This is a genomic window from Tetragenococcus koreensis, from assembly GCF_003795145.1.
Lineage (GTDB): Bacteria > Bacillota > Bacilli > Lactobacillales > Enterococcaceae > Tetragenococcus > Tetragenococcus koreensis.
Genome location: NZ_CP027786.1, coordinates 360,122 through 379,787, shown reverse-complemented (window position 1 = coordinate 379,787; position 19,666 = coordinate 360,122). Strand labels below are relative to the sequence as shown.

Annotated in this window: 20 protein-coding genes and 1 pseudogene; 3 read left to right on the top strand and 18 right to left on the bottom strand. The window is 36.1% G+C overall.

Annotation, left to right across the window (positions count from 1 at the left end):
* From C7K43_RS01905 to C7K43_RS01880, 6 genes are all read right to left on the bottom strand, one after another.
* A complete protein-coding gene (locus C7K43_RS01905; protein WP_124005300.1) occupies positions 1 to 819 on the bottom strand; it encodes a PTS system mannose/fructose/sorbose family transporter subunit IID in 819 nt (272 codons plus the stop codon).
* Positions 816 to 1,598 (bottom strand): PTS mannose/fructose/sorbose/N-acetylgalactosamine transporter subunit IIC, encoded by a 783-nt coding sequence (locus C7K43_RS01900; RefSeq protein ID WP_124005299.1) that lies wholly within the window; start codon positions 1,596 to 1,598, stop codon positions 816 to 818. The genes C7K43_RS01905 and C7K43_RS01900 overlap by 4 nt, the downstream gene beginning before the upstream one ends.
* Positions 1,595 to 2,068: a PTS sugar transporter subunit IIB gene (locus C7K43_RS01895; RefSeq protein WP_124005298.1), complete on the bottom strand. Its 474-nt coding sequence runs from the start codon at positions 2,066 to 2,068 to the stop codon at positions 1,595 to 1,597. The genes C7K43_RS01900 and C7K43_RS01895 overlap by 4 nt, the downstream gene beginning before the upstream one ends.
* Positions 2,052 to 2,321, bottom strand: a complete 270-nt coding sequence (locus C7K43_RS01890; protein ID WP_264371082.1) for a PTS sugar transporter subunit IIA — start codon at positions 2,319 to 2,321, stop codon at positions 2,052 to 2,054. Before C7K43_RS01890 ends, C7K43_RS01895 begins: the two co-directional genes overlap by 17 nt.
* Positions 2,318 to 3,676, bottom strand: a complete 1,359-nt coding sequence (locus C7K43_RS01885) for an IS4 family transposase (RefSeq protein WP_124005296.1) — start codon at positions 3,674 to 3,676, stop codon at positions 2,318 to 2,320. The genes C7K43_RS01890 and C7K43_RS01885 overlap by 4 nt, the downstream gene beginning before the upstream one ends.
* Positions 3,677 to 3,798: 122 nt before the next feature.
* Positions 3,799 to 4,011 (bottom strand): PTS sugar transporter subunit IIA domain-containing protein, encoded by a 213-nt coding sequence (locus C7K43_RS01880; protein ID WP_226996698.1) that lies wholly within the window; start codon positions 4,009 to 4,011, stop codon positions 3,799 to 3,801.
* 233 nt (positions 4,012 to 4,244) lie between these two features.
* On the opposite strand from C7K43_RS01880, the gene C7K43_RS01875 reads away from it, so the two are divergent.
* Together C7K43_RS01875 and C7K43_RS01870 are read left to right on the top strand one after the other, a co-directional pair.
* Positions 4,245 to 4,493 carry a type II toxin-antitoxin system Phd/YefM family antitoxin gene (locus C7K43_RS01875; protein ID WP_124005295.1) on the top strand — a complete coding sequence of 83 codons (249 nt, stop codon included), beginning with the start codon at positions 4,245 to 4,247 and terminating at the stop codon, positions 4,491 to 4,493.
* A complete protein-coding gene (locus C7K43_RS01870; RefSeq protein WP_124005294.1) occupies positions 4,490 to 4,777 on the top strand; it encodes a Txe/YoeB family addiction module toxin in 288 nt (95 codons plus the stop codon). Before C7K43_RS01875 ends, C7K43_RS01870 begins: the two co-directional genes overlap by 4 nt.
* Before the next feature lie 503 nt (positions 4,778 to 5,280).
* Here the strand turns inward: C7K43_RS01870 and lacD are convergent.
* From lacD to pfkB, 5 genes and pseudogenes are all read right to left on the bottom strand, one after another.
* A complete protein-coding gene (gene lacD, locus C7K43_RS01865) occupies positions 5,281 to 6,234 on the bottom strand; it encodes a tagatose-bisphosphate aldolase (protein ID WP_124005293.1) in 954 nt (317 codons plus the stop codon).
* 17 nt (positions 6,235 to 6,251) lie between these two features.
* Positions 6,252 to 6,707 (bottom strand): annotated as a pseudogene (locus tag C7K43_RS01860) (fructose PTS transporter subunit IIA).
* On the bottom strand, positions 6,707 to 8,092 hold the full coding sequence (locus C7K43_RS01855; RefSeq protein WP_371859844.1) for a PTS fructose transporter subunit IIC: 1,386 nt from the start codon (positions 8,090 to 8,092) through the stop codon (positions 6,707 to 6,709). Before C7K43_RS01855 ends, C7K43_RS01860 begins: the two are co-directional and overlap by 1 nt.
* Entirely contained in the window at positions 8,046 to 8,144 is a 99-nt protein-coding gene (locus C7K43_RS13715) for a hypothetical protein (RefSeq protein WP_371859843.1), read from the bottom strand. The genes C7K43_RS01855 and C7K43_RS13715 overlap by 47 nt, the downstream gene beginning before the upstream one ends.
* Positions 8,145 to 8,150: 6 nt before the next feature.
* Entirely contained in the window at positions 8,151 to 9,077 is a 927-nt protein-coding gene (gene pfkB / locus C7K43_RS01850; protein WP_124005292.1) for a 1-phosphofructokinase, read from the bottom strand.
* A 158-nt stretch (positions 9,078 to 9,235) separates the two neighbouring features.
* On the opposite strand from pfkB, the gene C7K43_RS01845 reads away from it, so the two are divergent.
* Positions 9,236 to 9,985 (top strand): MurR/RpiR family transcriptional regulator, encoded by a 750-nt coding sequence (locus C7K43_RS01845; RefSeq protein ID WP_124005291.1) that lies wholly within the window; start codon positions 9,236 to 9,238, stop codon positions 9,983 to 9,985.
* Between the two features lie 350 nt (positions 9,986 to 10,335).
* On the opposite strand, the gene C7K43_RS01840 is transcribed toward C7K43_RS01845, so the two are convergent.
* The 7 genes from C7K43_RS01840 to C7K43_RS01810 all read right to left on the bottom strand — a co-directional run bounded on the left by C7K43_RS01840 (position 10,336) and on the right by C7K43_RS01810 (position 19,661).
* Positions 10,336 to 11,379: an alcohol dehydrogenase catalytic domain-containing protein gene (locus C7K43_RS01840; protein ID WP_124005290.1), complete on the bottom strand. Its 1,044-nt coding sequence runs from the start codon at positions 11,377 to 11,379 to the stop codon at positions 10,336 to 10,338.
* Entirely contained in the window at positions 11,376 to 12,071 is a 696-nt protein-coding gene (gene deoC, locus C7K43_RS01835) for a deoxyribose-phosphate aldolase (RefSeq protein ID WP_124005289.1), read from the bottom strand. Before deoC ends, C7K43_RS01840 begins: the two co-directional genes overlap by 4 nt.
* 150 nt (positions 12,072 to 12,221) lie before the next feature.
* Positions 12,222 to 13,235, bottom strand: a complete 1,014-nt coding sequence (locus C7K43_RS01830; protein WP_124005288.1) for a Gfo/Idh/MocA family protein — start codon at positions 13,233 to 13,235, stop codon at positions 12,222 to 12,224.
* A 258-nt stretch (positions 13,236 to 13,493) separates the two neighbouring features.
* Positions 13,494 to 14,360, bottom strand: a complete 867-nt coding sequence (locus C7K43_RS01825; protein ID WP_124005287.1) for a GRP family sugar transporter — start codon at positions 14,358 to 14,360, stop codon at positions 13,494 to 13,496.
* A 94-nt stretch (positions 14,361 to 14,454) separates the two neighbouring features.
* Entirely contained in the window at positions 14,455 to 15,813 is a 1,359-nt protein-coding gene (locus tag C7K43_RS01820; RefSeq protein ID WP_094243264.1) for an IS4 family transposase, read from the bottom strand.
* 142 nt (positions 15,814 to 15,955) lie between these two features.
* Complete coding sequence (locus tag C7K43_RS01815; protein ID WP_124005286.1) at positions 15,956 to 18,418, bottom strand: sigma 54-interacting transcriptional regulator; 2,463 nt, start codon at positions 18,416 to 18,418, stop codon at positions 15,956 to 15,958.
* Between the two features lie 196 nt (positions 18,419 to 18,614).
* Positions 18,615 to 19,661, bottom strand: a complete 1,047-nt coding sequence (locus C7K43_RS01810; protein WP_124005285.1) for a zinc-binding dehydrogenase — start codon at positions 19,659 to 19,661, stop codon at positions 18,615 to 18,617.
* Positions 19,662 to 19,666: the final 5 nt, after the last annotated feature.

Genomic DNA, 19,666 nt, shown 5'->3' with positions numbered 1-19,666 from the left:
TTATTCTCCTAAAACACCTAGTGCCGTCAAAAGAATCGATAGCACCATGATAGCAAGTATTAATAGAGGAGCGTGCTTTCCGTTGGTCTTTTTTAAAATTTTATACACGGCAAAAGTAATCAGTAGACTAAATAAGCCTGGCATCACTTGATCAAACATCTCTTGAAATTCAATAACATTATCACCAGCTGAAATTTCAGCGACAACATTTACATCTACGACAGACGCAATAAGTGCACCAACAACCATTAGCCCTACAATATTGGCGATATTGGAGAGACGTTGTAAAATATTTCCACCTGTGCCTTCGATCATTTCCATTCCTTTGGTATAGCCTAAATGAATCCCATAATATTTAATAGACACATTGACCACATTATAGAGTAAAAACATAACAATTGGTCCTAAGATACTGCCATTTAGCGCTAAGGAGGCGCCAATACTACCACAAATAGGCAGCCAAGTAAATTTTAAAATACTGTCACCAATTCCGGCTAAAGGACCCATAAGCCCCGTCTTTACATCAGTAACTGTTTGTTTTTCTTCTTCATCTGTCGTTTCTTCAATAGCAGCTGCGATACCCAAAATCAAAGCATCAGAGTTTACATGACTATTAAAAAATTCTAAGTGTCGTTTCATAGCCTTGGTCTTTAATTCTTTTGGCTGATCTTCATATAAACGCTCTAACACAGGAACAAAACTGGATAAAAAGCCAATTGCCTGCAATGACTGAAAATTATTGGTTACATTTAGTAACTGCATCCGCCAAAAGACGCGATTCAAATCATGCTTAGTAATTTTCATTTCTTCAGTACTCATAGATCGTATTCCTCCTCTTCATCAGATGAATCCATAGTTGTACTTTGCTCTGATGATTGTGGTGCTTGTTTTACCGCCAAGTCATAAATAAAGGCAATCGGTAAAGCAATTAAAGTGATTGGTAACACGTCCAAATCCAAATAGACAGCTAACGTAAAGCCCGCTACCAAAAACATCCAAAGCTCTCCTTTTTTGATCATCATTAGCATCAATAAGCCAATCCCGACGGAAGGAATAATTGCACCCGCAACACTCAAGCCGTCCATAATCGCATCAGGTAATGCTTCAACAGCTGTGTTTATGGCACCGGCTCCGAAATAAACTGCTAGAAAAGTTGGAACGGCCCGAACTAAAAAAGCAATAAGCATTGGAATATAATTGATACGAAAAACTTTAGAAAAATCTCTACTTTCAGCAATTTTATCAGCAATTGGATTTAAATAAGTAATTGTCGAACGATAGAGAATCAGTAATTGTTGTGCTAACAATGACGTAGGAACAGCTAATGCTACGGCGGTCGCTGCTCCACCAGAAGCTATTCCTAAGGCTGTTCCAATGGCTGTTCCAGAAATAATATCTGGAGCAGAATATGCGCCGACATTTCCAATTCCCATCCACATAACTTCTAGCGTTGCACCAATATATAAAGAAGTTTGTAGATCCCCCATAATTAATCCAACAACTGGAGCAATCAATAATGGTCTACGTAGTATTTGTGTTCCAATATCATCAATCGCACAAATGCCTGCCCAACAAGCAATTAATAATGCAGAAATCATTGGATAACCTCCTCTAAATTGACTTTTTCATCATTTGGTACCATCTGAATTGTGATATTTAAATCTTTATCAAGTAAATCTTTGAAAGCTTGTTTTTCTTCTTCTGTCACTGCAAGTGCTTTTGACAAACGTTGTCTGCCTTCTTGAAACCGCATGCCGCCGATATTAAGTTCATCAATCGGAACGCCAACTTGCAACGCTCTTACTACATCAGTACTGGTAGTAAATAAAAGCATGGTCCGTCGAGTGATTGGGTTGCTTTTGATAATTTCTCCAAATTTTTCTACCGGAAATGCTTGAACCTTAATCCCTTGAGGCGCTGACATTTTTAAAATATTTTTTTGCGTTTTATCCCCTGCAACCTTGTCATTTAAAATAATAATCTGTTCAATTCTATGCATATTTGCCCACGTTGTTACAACTTGTCCATGAATCAAGCGATCATCTATTCTACTAAAGACTATACTCATCGTCATCTTCTCCTTCTAAATCTTCATTTGTTCGTATGGTTAAACCTTGTCCATAAGCATTAGTTATTATTTCTTTAAGTGTGTGGATATCTTTTGTACGATTCGTGAAAACTTCTAGTAAAACAGGTAAGTTTACTCCAGCCACCACTAGCACATCTTCTCGAGTCAGTAATTCGCTAGCCAAATTCGTTGGCGTACCTCCTACGATATCAGTAAATACAATTAGTCCCTTACTTGTATCTAAATGACTCAAGTTTCGCACACCAAATTCGGTAGATAAGCCTTGATATAATTGGGCAGCGTATCGATCCAGAGCTGCAGTTGACTTTCAATGAAGTCTTGTAGTTTATGACTCGCTTTTTCACTGACTGCTTGCAAAATGTCCATTAGTTCTAATAAAGCCACCGACCAGTCAAGTTCTTTTATTTGGTCAGCAAGTTCATAAAATAAGCCGCCTAAGGTCCGCTCGTCATTGGCACAGCGTTGTTGCCAACTTAATAAGATGTAGCGCGTGAACACAATGGTGGTATGACAAATCAAGGCTTGATAATTGCGCGTTTGGGTTTCTTGTGACAAATGAAGGAGAGATTTGGAAACTTTAAAGAACGTTTCTATGTCCCAGCGAACCGAGTACGTCTTCACGATTTCTTGGGATGACAAAGTCAGGTCATCTGTCATAAGGGCTAACCAAGCACTTTGGTTATTCCGATTTTTGACAAAAACGATTTTGACGGGGGTCTTCCCGCTGCTTGGCTGAACAATAATAGAGGAAATGATGGCTTCTTGACAGTATTCCTTTATTGACTTTTGGTAGAGTTCGCTTAATTTATATAAACGTCTTTGATAAAAATATTGGGTTTTGCCATTTTTTGCCATACCTAGGGTATGGATGCCTAAATCATGCAAACGATCGATCATTTTAGGAGAGGTAAACCATTTATCCATTAACACATGACTGGCGTAAACGCCTTGATCAAGGGCTCTTTGCACCATCTCAATGGCCACATCAGGCATAGATCGTTGGGCTTCTTTGAAGCGTTTTGCCCCACTCGTTCTTTGATCACTTTCCGCTTGTTTTTGATTGACTTGGTTTTTGCCTGAAAGCAATCCAAAATCAATAGGAATAAAAGAGTACCCATCAGAAAAGCCTAAAGTTAGCATGCGATAGCCTTTATAACCTTTTTGTAAAGCATGATCCCAAAGGCGCGCCAAACCAGGCACTTTCTGACTTCGATTTCGATAGAACGTTGAGTCATCCAAAACAAGCGTACGTAGATGGGTACTTGGATCTGTTAATCGATGGATCTTTTCGATCACAGAAGCACTAAAACGAAGCAGAAAGCTACGCCAATTATTGTGCGGATCGTTCATCAAACGGTAAACGGTATCTTTCTTCATATATTGATCTGCTTCACGTCCGCTGAGGACTTGGTTCAAGGTCTTGCCCTTAAACACTAAACTGAAAAGAAAAGTAAAAATAATGGCGGGAGAATAGCCTTTTTGCTTACAAATAGAGGTTTGTCGTAAAAATTTCAGGACGTTCAGTTCAGAAAAAATTGCGTTCATTTCATTTGGTAATTGATTTTTGATGTTTTTTAAGTGTATCATAAGAGCAAGAACTCCTTGTTTTTAGATTTGTCGTTAAATCCATTATAAAACAAAAGGAGTTCTTTTTGTATCCTTTGAACAAAAGTCAAGCGAACCATTATTTTACTATCAGCGTTGTTCTATCAAAGGGACATCATCATTTTGGGTATGCGAAACTTGAGTAAATGACTCACTTTATCAAATAATTCTTGTTTTAATTTTCCTACCTCATCAACAACAAAAACGCTAACAGTATCATAATTATCCTGTTGCCCTACAATTAGTTGTACACTTTCCATTGCTGCTTTACCAAAATCACCATGTGTCATGACAACAATTCCAATTGTTTCTTCCATTTCACTTTCTCCTTCCATTTTTCACTAATGTTTCACTTGCTTAAATAATTATTTGCTATAAATTGATTATAAAAGCTAATAAATCGTTTTCAACGATCGTTATTTCACTATATATAGTGAAACGAGGTTTTTTGCTCATCAATAAAACGTAATTTAATCGGTAGTAGGAAAAGTAACAAATTGACACATCTGAGAACGTACTATATAATGTACATGTAAGGAGCGTGCTGAAAATGGATTCAATGACAAGAACAAATCTCAGAAAAGATTTATTTAAAACGATTGATAAAGTAAACAAAGAGAATACTCCGTTGGAAATTACAATTAACAGTAATGAAGGTACAAATGAAGGTGTGATTATGCTTTCTAAAAGAGAATATGAAAGAATGCAAGAAGAGCTTTATTTACGGGAAACTGGCACTTTGGATTATGCCTTTGACTTAATGGATAATTCATCAGAAGATGATTTTGAAGAACTATGAGTGTTTGGAAAGTTAGAGCCCATAGAGTTATCAGAAAAGAACATATTCCATTACTTGAGAAAGCAGGTTTAAAGAAAGACTTTGATGAAATTGTTGAGGCATTAAAAGAAAATCCTTTTGCTAACATCAGAAGACAGGAAAAATTAAGTCCAAAAAGTAGAGGGCTTTATTCTATGAGAATAAACAATAAACATAGAGTTGTATATTCTATTAATAAGAAAGATAAAGAAGTTACGATTTTTGCAGCATGGTCACATTATGAAAAGAATATGCCAAAATCATAAAGGCTGGAACAAAACTTTGAGTTATTGGTTTTGTTCCAGCCTTTTAGTTTTATAGTCTTTAGTTCTTCTTACCCACATTTCCCCATTAAAAATTTTTCCTTTTTAGATCATCCTTGTTTCTTTAAAGCAACTGATTTTGAATTTATTCGACAAACTCAAAATTTTGGTGCTGCTAAGCACACCACAATACAAAAACAATGAGGCTATTTACAATTAAAAACAGTAGTTTTGAAAAGTAGTGTGGCTAATTTGTTTTAAGCACGTTAGTTTTGAAAAGTAGTGGGGTTAATTGCACTTTTTATCACAAAAACTGAGATTTTTTGCTGATTAAGCACATAAGAATATAAAAATAATGGGGCTATTTGCAATTAAGCACAGTAGTTTTGAAAAGTAATGAGGCTAGTTCATTTTAAGCGCGTTAGTTTTAAAAAGTAGTGAGCTAATTTAACTTATCTTATTAAAAAGTTGGCCACTATGAATTTTAATCATAGTAACCAACTTTTTTATTGAATCGGTGTAGCAGTTTCTTGTAATACTTCATTTAGTTCATCAATATTTTGCTTGCCTTGAGTTTGTAGCCATTCAATAGCGGCTTGTTCGCCATTTTGCACAAAGACGGAAACGCCATCTGCCCAGGTTGCTCGGCCACAAAGTACGCCATTAAAGGTTGAGCCAGCTTCTTTGGCAAAGCGTAAAGTATCGCGGAATAATTCAGCAGAAACTCCGGCACTCAAGAAGATAAACGGTAAATGCGTTGCGTCTGTTTGTTCGACAAAATAGTTTGCTGCTTCTTCTTTGCTATAAACAACTTCATCATCACTATAACCTGCGACAAATGCCATATTGGCTGGAACTTCTACTTTTAATACATCCACATGATATTTTTCTGCCGAGAATTCTTTCATCATTTCATTGACTTTATGTGGTTTAACTTTTGCGTATTCAGTGCTTTTCACATCTATACCAGAAGTGTCATAAGAAACAAGTTCTAAAAAGAAAGGTAAATCTTCTGCAATACATTCGGCGCCAATTCGTTCAATAAAGGCGTGCTTTTGATTATTGATCGCTTCGTCTTCATCCACATCATAATAAAGTAAAAATTTACAAGCATCTGCGCCCGCCTCTTTTAAACGATGCACAGACCAAATGTCTAACAAATCTGGCAATCGGCCTGGTGCAGTTGAATCATAACCTGATTTTTCATAAGCGAGCAATAGTCCGCTGGTCCCAGCTTTCTTGCCTGCTGCGGGTAATCCATATTCAGGGTCTAATAAAATAGAAGAAGTATAAGGCGTCAACTCAGTTGAAACAAGGCTTTTAAAATCAATAATGTCATCGGCTTCTGGTTCTTTGTAAGGCGCAATCATCTTTTTCATCGCCCCTCTTTGATCAATCGCCAAAGCACTGATGACGCCATTTTCATTCATAAGTTTTTGTAAGTGTTCTTGTTTATTCATTCGTACCCATCCTTTTTTTAAAATTCAGCAATATTTGTATTCAATACTTCAGCGATTTCAGAAGCCGAAGTGGCCTTTTTCAACTGTTCCGTAACTTCTGCTTTCATTAATAACCGCGCTAACGTTGATAAAATGGTCAAGTGTGTGGTTCCTGCTTCAGTATCTGGTACAAACAAAGCAATAACGTATTTTGTAAGTCTGTCATCCATACTATTCCATTCAATTCCGTTATTCGGATAAACAATGATGACTCCAGCCTCTTTGATCGATTCATCCTTAGCATGAGGGATCGCAAACCCATCCATCATGCCAGTAGTACTTTCCTTTTCTCGTTCATTGAATTTTTGATAGACTGCTTTTTCATCCGTTGCAATCCCTATGTTTACTGCTTACTTTGCTAAAAATTCAAATACTTCATCTTGTGTTGTTAAATCTTGATTTAGAAAAATATTTTCTTCTTTAATCGATTGCATTATGCTGCCTCACTTTCATTTGTATTCTTTTTCATTGCCATTCTTTTTTGTTTCAAGCCGAATAATAAACCAGCAATAACTGAGCCTAATAAAATGGAAAATACCCAAGCGGCTTTTCCGGTAACAACTGGTAAAACTAAGAATCCACCATGTGGAGCTGGAACTTGTACGTTAAACATATAGGTCAATACAGCAGCAATGGAAGAACCTAGCATGAAAATGGGGATATTCCGTAATGGATCTTTAGCTGCAAAAGGAATCGCTCCTTCTGTAATATGAGTTGAACCTAAAATGAAGTTAACAAATCCGGCATTCCGATCATTTTTATCAAAGTATTTTCCAAAAAACAAAGCAGCAAATCCAGTAATCAGCGGTGGCGCTATACAGGCAGCCGAAACACCCGCCATAAAGGTGGTATTACCTTGAGCTAATAAGAATGTCCCGGTAACATAAGCTGCTTTATTAAGCGGTCCACCCATATCAAAAGCCGACATACAGCCAATAATGATGCCTAATATTAACGGATTTGACCCTTCAAAATTAACTAGAAAATCCATCATTGCTTGGTTGATTGATTCCATAGGACCACTTAATAGCCACATGATCACACCAACAACGGAAACACCGATTACGGGGTAGAGAAAGATTGCTTTTAAGCCATCTAATGACTTCGGCATTTTTTCTAATAATTTTTTCAAAGCAAGAATAAAATAACCTGCTAGAAAACCAGACAAAATTCCGCCTAAAAATCCGGTTCCGCCATCATCAGCAATCAACCCACCCACAAAACCAACAGCTAAACCTGGTCGTTGCGCGATTCCTTCAGCAATATAAGCGGACAACACTGGAACCATTAACCCCATTGACATATCGCCAATCCCTTTGATCATGGCAGCGGTAGAATTATACTGCGAACTGTCTGGATCTGCGGAATAAACACCCCATACAGCAAAAGAAATCGCCATTAAAATCCCACCAGCGACCACAAACGGCAGCATATGCGAAACGCCGTTCATCAAGTTGTTATAGATATCGCGGCCAATGCTATTTTTTTGTTTTGACTCCTCTTCTGTTGTATCCTTTTCCGTGGTTCCCTCTTCTTTTTTATTTCCTTTTAAAACGCTGCCTTTTCCTGCTAATGCATCTTCAATGAGTTGATCAGCCTCTTTAATCCCTCTACCCACAGAGACATTAATCACACGTTTTCCAGCAAAACGGTCTTTTTGCACATCTTTGTCCGCAGCAATAATGGCTGCGTCAGCATCTTTAATTTCTTGTGGTGTTAGCTGATTTTCAATACCTACTTGACCATGCGTTTCTATTTTGATCGTTACCTTTTTATTTTTTTGCAGCTTGTTCCAAGGCTTCCTGTGCCATATACGTATGCGCAATACCTGTAGGACAACCTGTTGCTCCAATAATTTGATATTTTGCCATAGAATGTCACTCCTCTTTTTGAATGGTAATTTGTGTTTGTAAATCATCTACATCTGAAAAATCCGTTAATCCTTTGCGAAAAGCAGTTGAACTTCCAGCAGCTAAACTATGTTTTAAGTTTTCTTCCATATTTTTCCCATTTAAAATACCCGCCATAAATGTTCCTAATAGCGTATCACCCGAACATGCTGTATTAACGACTTTGCCTTTAGGTGAGTTTCCAGAAAAAATACCTTCTTTATTTAGCAAAATAGCTCCCTCAGCACCCAAAGAAATTAATACATTTTCTGCTCCTTGTTTTAACAACTCTTTTCCATAAAAAATATACTCCTCTCGTGTATGTATCTTTTTACCAAACCACAAAGCTAATTCTTCTTCATTCGGTTTTAATAAAAATGGCTGATAAGTTAAGCAATCCATCACAGCCAGAGAACTATTATCGATCACTAAATGGACTTTTCTCTTATAACAGATTTGTGCAATATCTACTAAAATAGATGAAGAAACGCCTTGCGGGAAACTTCCCGAAATACACAGATAATCACCTGCTTGTAACTGGTTAATTTGATTTAATAAGCTTTGAATTGCTTCATCTGGAATTGTAGGTCCCTTATTGACTAACTTATACTCCTCTTTGGTCTCATTCACCTGGGTAAAAACGTTAATCCGAGTTAAACCTGGAACTTCGATAAATCCAGTATTAATTTGTTTATCCTGTAAAAAGTCTTCAATATGATTCCCGGTAAAACCAGCTTGAAAGCCTAATGCTGTACTATCGATTCCCAATAATTTTAAAATAAGAGAGACATTAACTCCCTTGCCGTTGGCTTGTATGTCATCATCTTTTGTCCGGTTTACCACAAAGGGTTTTAGTTCATCTGTTTCAATAAATAAATCGATCGCTAAATTTAAGGTACATGTATAAAATGCCATCACCACTTCCTCCTTGTTTTTTATTATGCAACGTATAAAGATGTAAATGTTTTCTAAATAAGCTGTTTAAAAAGAAAACCTTTACACCTTTTTCTAATAACAATAGACGAAATGGAAATATCATATTATGATAAGAGCAATGAGGAGAGTGAGCTTAAATGGATAACAAACTAAGCGATTCAGAACAATATGTTTGGGAGTTTATTCAAGAAAATCTACAAACGATTCCTAATTATTCCATTGTTAAATTAAGTGAATTGGCCAATGTTTCAACAGCAACTATTGTTCGCACCATGAAGAAAAAAGGCTATGAAGGTTTCACAGCCTTTAAACATCATTTAAAAGAAATGTCTTACAAAGATATTAACTTTTCTGCTTTAGATAAAGTCGATCAAGGGATACGGACAGCGATCTTAAAAAATGAACAAGAAGTAGCTCGAACCATTAATATGATCGAAATCGGGAATATTGAAGACGCCATTCAAAGAATTAAAGTGGCCAAACGAATCATTATTTTTGCGCGGGGTTTTTCAGAAATGACTGCTGAAGAAATGATGGTAAAATTTCAATTAACGGGAAAATACTGTGAGTTACATGCGGACCCCGAGATTATAAAAACAAGGAGTAAAAAATTAAGCAAGGACGATATTGTTATTTTTATCTCGCTGAATGGGGAGACAGAAGAACTCGTTACTGCAGCTAAAAACTGTTATAAATTAGAAATTGGGACAATTTTAATAACGGCCAATCGTCATTCTAGTTTGATGTCTTTGATCGAAATCCCATTCGTAGGGTTTAAATCGGAAGGATCATTTTTCCCTGATTATGAGGTACGCTCGAGGTTACCACTGGCTATTTTAGCGCGAGTACTTTTGGACTCCTATGCGTTGAGAGTAGGAGAAAATTAAACTCCCATTCTACTTAAATTGTAAAATGGGAGCTTACTTATAGAAAGATGACGCGTTTCCTATTTTTCGGATAAGAAATCCATGGATCTCTTATCTGTCATCTTGTTTTCGGAGAATGTTTTATTATTTTGTTATTCATGATTTCAAAGTCGGATAGTATTTTATTTGTTTCATTATCCGTCTTTAGCCATTTTTGAGCGTTTTTCGTTACTTGTTAGTGATTTCAGATAATACTTTTTCGAACCTATTATCCGTCATTCCATCTTCGAATAACCCTTTCTTATTTCGTTATCCATGATTTTGTTTTCGGAGAATAGTTTGTCATTTCTTTCTCCGTGTCCTATTGTCTTTCAATTAAGCACAATCATATTCTTCAATCCAACCGATTTTTCAGCATTCTCCAATGCTTGTTTAAATTCTTCTATCGGATATCTATTGGTAATTAATCGTTCAATTGGAACTTGCCCACTAGCAATCAACTTTTCAGATGTGCGATAAGAAGATATGCTTGCTCTGGTACAGCCGAAAATCCGTAATTGTTTATAATGCAAGATATTGGTGTTTAATGGGACATTTTCGCGATCTTTTGGTAGACCACCAAAGAAAAGTAAGCGGCCGTTCATTGCCATATAATGCATACTTTCGATTTGTGCTTCTGGCGAAGGAGCCGCTACAATACACAAGTTAACGCCTTGCCCCTGTGTTTCTCCTGAAATTTTATTAGCTAAGTCTTCGCTAGTTAAAACCGTTAATTTGGGCAAGATCTTTGTTGCCGCTGCCAATCGTTCTTCATGACGGTCGTTTAAAATCACTTGGCTCGCGCCCTGGCTAAAGGCTAACATCGCGTGCATAATTCCAATAGGACCTCCACCGATAATCAACACGGTATCTCCCGGATAAACAGCGGCAATAGCTTGTCCATTAAACACACAACTGAAAGGTTCAATTAATGCCGCCTGTTCAAAAGAAGTTTCATCTGCTAAAAGTGTAATATTTCCTTGTTGAATTGCTTCTCCAGGGATCTTTAAATATTCAGCAAAGCCACCTGGTAAATTAATGCCAAACGCTTGGTAATTCGCGCAAAGATGCGTGTTTCCACTCACACATTGGTCGCAGTTACCACAGCCTATATTGGGTGCAACGGAAATCCTTTGTCCTACTTTATAAGACGTAACGTTAGAACCGGCTTCTGCAATAACTCCTGAAACTTCATGACCTAATGTTAAGGGAGAATTCTCATCAACGCCTGAATAACCATTTTTATACATGCGCACATCGGTGCCACAAAGAGAAGCCGCTTTCACTTTTAATAATAGTTCATTTTCATTTATTAGCGGTTTTTCTACATCATCCAACTGTATTTTTTCTTTCCCATAAAGCCGTACTGTCTTCATTCTACTCTTCCTTTTTCGGCTTGATATTCTTCAATTACTTTGACACTTGAACTCATACCTAAGCGATCAGCGCCGGCTTCAATCATATCCTTAGCTGTTTTCAAATCACGGATGCCTCCTGCTGCTTTGACTTTTACTTTATCTCCAACTGTTTGTTTCATTAATTGGACATCGGCTACCGTAGCCCCAGCAGAGCCAAAACCTGTCGTTGTTTTGACAAAATCTGGTTGAACTTCTTTTGCAATCTCGCATATTTTTTTCTTTTCGTCATCAGTTAAATAGCAAGTTTCCAGAATCACTTTTGAAAGAATTTCTTTATCTTTACAGATATCTACAATCCGCTTCATTTCTTTTTCAATATAATTCAAATCGCCATCTTTTAACTTCGATATATTAATAACATAATCGATTTCATCAGCGCCATTTTCAATCGCTTCTTTTGTTTCAAAAGCCTTTGTTTCAATGGTTGTTTGTCCTAAGGGAAACCCAATTGCTGCACCAACATGAACCGAACTACCTTGTAATAACTTTTTACACAAAGTAACAGGTGCTGAATTAATAGCCACCATTTTAAACCCATATTCTCGTGCTTCCTGACATAGCTTCTCAAAATCTGTTTTTTGCGCATCTGCCTTCAATAAAGTGTGGTCAATTTTATTTGCGAACTGTTCAACAGTTAAATTTACAGACATCCTATTTCCTCCTTATATTTGTTTACGGTTACATCATAACATTGATTTTTGTTATCCCGGTGAATAATTTTACATTTTTTTGAGTTTAATTACTAAAAAAAAGAGCACTAACTATTACAGTCAATGCTCTTGATTGTTGATAAGTTGTGTTTATTTATAGATGTCCGGTTGTTCGATCATCACTACTTTTTCAGGGTTTCCGGTTTGTCTTGATTTAATCAGTGCATCGGTAGTAACACAAGCTGCATAACCGTCCCAAGTACTTGCACCAACAATATTATCATTTAAAATTCCTTTGGCCCAGCCAAGAAACTCATCATCATATGATTTACCAAATCGTCCTGCCCAAGTGGATGGTAAATCATTTGAAACGCTTTGGTTATTTCTTTTAACTACAGTAGCTGGATCAGGTAGGTCTAATGTACCGCTTTCTCCAACAACTTGACAGCGTATGTCATAGGCATAAGCACCGTCAGTTTGCACTTCTACATCCACTCGTTGACCTGAGAGTGTTTTAAACATTACCAATTGCGGGTTTAGCCAATCTCCAGCAGTATGGTTGCTTTGTTTTACTTTAAGCACTTGTACTTCGTCATATTCTTCGTCTAATAACCAACGGCTAATATCAATTTCGTGTATAGCAACACGTGTAATTGCATAATCTGTTTCAAATCCAGGCGATTGCGAAATATTACGATGAGCACTATGAATCATCAATGGTTCACCGATCTCACTGTTATCAATAGCTTCCTTCATTTCGACATATCCTTTATCAAAACGACGATTAAAGCCCATTTGAAGTAAACGATGTCCTTGTTTTGTTTCGATTTCTATCATTTTCTCACATTCTTTTGCAGTTAACGCTAACGGTTTTTCACAAAATACATATTTATTTTGTTTCAAAGCTTCCATTACATAATCAGCATGTGTATCATCTGTGGAAGCTACTAAAATAGCATCTACTTCATCGCTGCGAATCAAAGCTTCACCGCTATCGTAGACTGTCGCCCCATATTGCTTAGCTGCTGTTTCAGCGGGCTCTCTAACGTAATCGTACACTGCAACGACTTCCGTCTCTGGAACGACGTTTGTTAGTCTTTCGATATGTTCTCTTCCGATTGCCCCACATCCAATAACCCCTACTTGAATTTTATTATCACTCATTTAAATTCCTCCCTAACTTTTTATTCAGATTTATATTTATCTAACCATTTTATATGTGTCACTAAACGGCTAAATCGATTTAACGTCCAACTAATCTTAGTATAAGTATTTACCGTTTAAAAGTATATTAAGTAAATTGGTGAAGTGCATAAAAAAATGATATATCATGCTCTTTTATAGTCTTAGATGGGCAGGTGCCTCCCTACCAACTTTTGATTTATTCGTTCTTTTGAAATGTTCCTCCGACAGCTATATTCTTTACTTGGTCATTCCGATCAAAATTCCTCCGGCCAGCACTAGGATCAATCCCCCCAGTGTATATTTAAGTTCTTTAGAGGTTTTCGTTTCATGAAGAACGACGAGCCCGCCTACTGTAGAAACTACCACATTCATTTGCGAAAGGGTAAAACCTAATGCTACGCCATTAGCTTCATTTGAAAGCATAATTGTAACGTTAGCAACGGCAAAAAAAAGTCCAGTTAAGATATTTTGGAAAGATTTCCTACCAAAAATCTCCGGTCGTTTTTCAAAAGAGCAAAACAATATCGATCCGATAAACATCCCAATTGCTTGTGGAAAAACAGCATCCCAGCCATTAATATCCGCTATTCGAGGAATAACAGCATAAAGTACAAAACCAGCGGAGGAAACAATTAATATGGTCATGCCTCTTTTCATATTAATTTCAGAACCAATTTTTTCTTCTTTTTCTTGAAAAGCAGTAAATGCAACCCCTGCAACGATAAGAACTAATGCACTAATCCCTAATACAAACTGCATCGCTTGTGTCCATTCACGGAAATAAAGGACACCAACTAAAGTAGTTCCTAACAGTTGGGTTCCCGTTGAAATTGGCATCGCGCGTGAAACGCCAATAATATGGAAACTTTTTATTTGGTTAATTTGGCCAAATGACCAAAAGATCCCGCATAACAAAGAGGCAATAATTAAATTCGCACTCCATTCAGTAGGCTGATGAAAAAGTAACACGCCAACTGAAAACAGGAGCGTTCCCATAGACATCCCCATCTGTTGATTCGTTGCTTTTCCACCAATTTTTTGCATAACAAGAGGTTGAAGCCCCCACATTAATGCAGGCACTAGACCTAATAAAATATTCCCCATAAAACCACCTTTTTGTTTTTCATTTCACAAATTTTATTATAATATAAATGGAATCGTAATTATTTAAAATTCGTGTTTATGTTTATATTATAATTCAAGTTTCGCACACCAAATCTGGGAGATAAGCCTTGATATAACGGGGCAGAGTATCCACCCAGTGTTGGAGTTGACTTGTAATAAAATCTTGTAATTGGCTTCCTGATTCTTCGCTTACCGCTTGAATAATATGTACTAATTCGATAAGAGCAGCGGACCAATCGAGTTCTTTTATTTGATCGCCCAGTTCATAAAATAAGCCACCTAAGGTCCGCTCATCATTGGCACAGCGCTGCTGCCAGCTTAATAAAATATACCGTGTGAACACAATGGTGGTGTGACAAATTAAGGCTTGATAATGTCGCGTTTGTGTTTCTTTAGTCAGATGAAGCAATGATTTCGATGCCTTAAAAAATGTCTCGATGTCCCATCTCGCCGAGTATGTTTTGACCATTTCTTGGGAAGATAAATCCAGATCATCGGTCATAATCGCCAACCAAGCACTTTTCTTATTGTGATTTTTGACAAAAACGATTTTCACGGGATTTTTGCCGGAGCTTGGTTTCACCACAATCGAGGAAATAATCGCTTCTTGTGTATATTCTTTCGTAGATTTGGCATAAAGTTCTTCCAGCTTGTATAAACGTTGATGAAAAAGGTATTTGGTTTTTCCATTTTTCACCATCCCAATGGTGTGAATCCCCATATCGTGTAATTGGTCTATCATTTTAGGGGAAGTAAACCATTTATCCATCAACACATGGGTGGCGTAAATCCCTTGGTTCAAGGCGCGTTGAACCATCTCAAGTGCCACTTCGGGCATTTTACGACTTGATTCGTTGAATCGTTTGGCTCCTACGGTTCGTTGATCTTTTTCTGCTATGGTTTGGTTCACTTTTTTCTTACCGGATAGTAACCCGAAATCAATCGGAATGAAAGAATAGCCATCGGAGAACCCTAAAGTAAGCATACGATACCCTTTGTATCCTTGTTTGAGCGCATGATCCCAAAGACGAGCTAAGCCTGGTACCTCTTGGCTTCGATTACGATAAAACGTCGAATCATCCAAGATCAACGTCCGAATATGGGTTTTCGTATCCGTTAAAGAATGGAGCTTTTCGATGACAGACGCACTAAACCGAAGTAAAAACAGACGCCAGTTGTTATGGGGATTGTTCATCCATCGATACACGGTATCTTTTTTCATGTATTGGTCGCTTTCCCGCCCACTGAGAACTTGGTTTAAGGATTTTCCTTTAAAGACGAGGCTAAAGAGAAAAGTGAATAGAATAGCCACCGAATACCCTTTTTGCTTTTCCATATGGGCTTGTTTTAAAAATTGCGTGACTTTTAATTCAGAAAAAAGGGCTTTTATTTCATTCGGTAATTGATTTTTAATAGCTTTTAAGTGTACCATAAAGGCAAGAACTCCTTTGTTTTTGGTTTGTGGTTAAATCAATTATAAAACAAAAGGAGTTCTTTTTGTATAAAAAGGTAGGCAGTCAATATCAGGACTTTTTTCGACCTAAGAGTTGATAAGACCGTTGTTTAATATCATTTTACATGTGCGAAACTTGAGTTATAATATTATATTTTTTATAAATAGAGCTGAAAATATCTTGTGTCACCTCAATAAAGTTAGCAAGTTCTGTACTTATAGATTGTTCCATCTCCTCAACTGCGTCTCCTATCAACAATCGCTCAATCATAGAAGAAAGATGCAAAAACAGGTTAACTCGGACAAAGTTTTTAAAAGTTACTTGGTAACGCTGTTCTAATGATGTAATAATCTGCTCAATTTCATTGATGACCATATCAGGATTTAAAAACTTAAGTCTTAAACTAGCTCCTTCAATGGTAAATAACTTAATAATTTCGTTGGTTTGTTTCCGAATCTGTTCTGAACTATAAATTGTCTCCAAAAAATCAAGGCTGTAACTTCCGTTGACTAAATCTTCAATGTTAATACACTTCACTCCAGGAATTGTAATGGGGGATGTACTAATGATAGCGAAAGTATTTTTAAATGAAGTATAGCTTTTTTTAGCTGCAATTTTTTCAAGTTCTTCAAAATCAAGAACAATAATTTCAATAGGGACTTTAGTTTTTGTATCTTCGAAAATCTCTTTGATTTTTTGTGCGATACCTTCCCCAGACATACAAGAAATAACGATATTTTGCGATTGTGAGATTCCTTCAAAAAATTGCGGTTTCACATTAAATTGTTGATAATCCAATTCTGTAAAATAATCCATTGATTTATTTTGTAATAATGCAAAACCAATGTTTAATGCAAGTGAAGTTGATACGTTATTAACAATAAGCAGATCACCAGTAACATTGTCTTTGATCTCTTCATACATTTTTTCAAGTGATCCCATGTCAACTAAAAGGATTAGACCCTCTCTTGTATCGATATTTGTAACATACTCGTTTACCCTATGGACAATTTCTTTTGTCTCTACCTGAATTGGCATATCAAAGGCTTCAAATACATAGTCTCCGATCAAATTATTAGCTTCGCTGGATAAGCTTGAAGCAGACTGTTTCCCATGCATTAAAATGATTGCGTTCTTTCTAATTTTTATAGGCAACTCATTTTTTAAATATGCAGTTATCATATACAGTAATAACGAATCCCTTATTTTCTGATGAACTTGATTAATAATAGTTTGCGCCATGTTGAAATACTTCGCATCTTCCTTATTATCAATAGATTGTATACTTAAAGAAGAGGAATTTTGCCCTACATTAAATAAAATAGCTATCTCTTTTAAGTGCTTTTGTGTAATATTCTTACCAAAACGATCTAATTTATTTTGATTTGCTAGCAATCTTGAATAAATGAAACGTTCACCAGTTGAAAATAGTTCTTCCTCTCTATTTCTTCCTTTTTTTAATTGATTCAAAAAAGGAAGAATATTATTGCATACTTCTTGAAAGGTTTTATTCTCAAAATTTTCTTTTAATATTTTTTCAAATTTATAACTGCCATCTTCGATTAGTTCGTCGCTACTATTTGAAGAAATTTGAATGAACTTATCATCGTTTTCTGCCTCGCCGATTTTAATAAAATTGTCATTTACGTGTTGATTATAAGCCTGTGCACAACTAATCTGTACTTTGTTTTGCACTGCACCAACATTGCCGCCTACATCTACATACAGCAGCTTTTCTAATTCGTCTTGGTGAATAAAAACTTGTTTTTCCATCTTTTTTGCTTCTGCTTGAAAAAAGTGAGTAATTAAAGCTAAACGCTCTTGTACTGGACGATCCATGAAATCTGGTAAAGTAATTTCTAATGGTATTCTTCTTCGAAAAGTTGCCAATAAACGTCTATTTGTGTCTTCAGTTGTAGCAAGTATCAAACGAACATCTGCTTTTTGCCAGTTATCATCATCACCAAGACGGCGAAATCTCTTCTGATCAATTAAAATAAATAACTTTTCTTGATTTTCCTGCGTCAAATTATGCACTTCATCTAAAAATAAATACCCACCATTTGCACTATCAAGTAGCCCTTTTTTCTCTCTATCAGCTCCTGTAAAAGCTCCTTTTACATAACCAAAAAGCGCGGAAGAAAGCAGCTCTGGATTATTCGCATAATCTGCACAGTTTAGTGTAACAAGTGGCGCGTCAGGACTTAACACGTTACGTTCTTTAGCATATTGATAAGTTTGCTTTGCCAACATACTCTTACCCACGCCACTATTACCTCGCAAAATAATTGGCAATCCATTTGGTGGATAGTTTACAGAAGCTTGACACTGTTCAACCAACGTAGCCATGCTCCCTTGTGCTCCAACAACTACATCGAAGGCGCTTTTTTTATGTGCCAACAAAAATTTAACAGGTCGAGTATTCTTTTTATTTAAACTTTTTGTTTTAACAAGTGAATTCAAGTAATTTGATGTCATACTTCTAGATAAACCAATCTGTTTTGATAATTCAGAAGCTGTAAATTCTCTTCCATCTTCATATAAATTTCTTATTTTGTCGTAAATTTTTTCAGTATTTGTCATGTTAACCTCTTTATACTAACTCTTAACCTTACTATATATTGGTATTAAATTTTAGCACTTTAATTACATTTTATAAAGCTAAAAAAGTAAACTATTCTCGAATAATTTATGTTTTTAAATTAGAATATTATTAATATTGTTCTTTTTATAGTAAAGTATTTGAAACGAATCAGCTATCCAGAATGACATCGTTGAATTAGCAGGGCCCATCTTTTTCTAGATCAATCACTACTTTAATATCCTTAGCAGCTATTGAATTTTCAAAACCATCTTTCCAATTTTCCAATGAAATAATTGAAGTAACAATTTGCTCTGGGGAAATTACTTGATCACTTAGGATTTTCATTGTTTTTTGCCATGAAGAAGGTTTTTGTGACCTTGACCCAATGTAGTTTATTTCTTTTTGTAATATAGACTGTGTATCTATTTCATTAAAATCTTTAGCAAAAACTCCCATTTGAACGATTGTTCCTCTTTTTTTAGTTATGGCTAATGCTGTATTTAATGCTTTAACCACCCCTGAACATTCAAAGGAAAAATCAACACCATTTCCTTGAGTATGTTCATCAATAATCGCTTTTAAATCTTCCTTTTGCTGATCAACGGATATAAAACCTAATTTTTTTACTAATTCTAATCTTTTTTCATCTTTCGTAACACCTGCCACTATCACTCTAGCACCTTTTGATTTAGCCACCATAGCTAGTAATATTCCTATTGTCCCAGGTCCAAAAACACAAACAGTATCTTCTTTTTGGACTTCCACTTTTTCTAACGAAGCATGTACCCCACATGATAAGGGTTCTGATAAAGCTGCTGATAAGTAAGAAACATTTTCATCTAAAACATGAACACTTTCTTCTCTACTTAAAACATAAGCTGACATAGCTCCATTAACTTGTGTTCCTAATCCTTTTCGTTTAGAACACAGGTTATAGTTTTTAGTTTTACATTGTTCACAATTATTGCATGTTGCAAAGGTCGTTTCACTAGTTACACGATCCCCAATGTTTATATTTTGAACTTTTGGTCCAATGTCTATAACTTCTCCGGCAAATTCATGCCCTAATACTACAGGCGGAATTGTACTTGGGTATATTCCTTGATAAGCATGTAAATCACTTCCACAAATCCCGCAGTATTTAACTTTAATTTTAACTAGATCTTCTTTCACTTCTGGTTCATCAATGTCTACAACTTTCATATTGTTAAAACCTTTTTCCAATTTCATTAAAGCTTTCAATTATC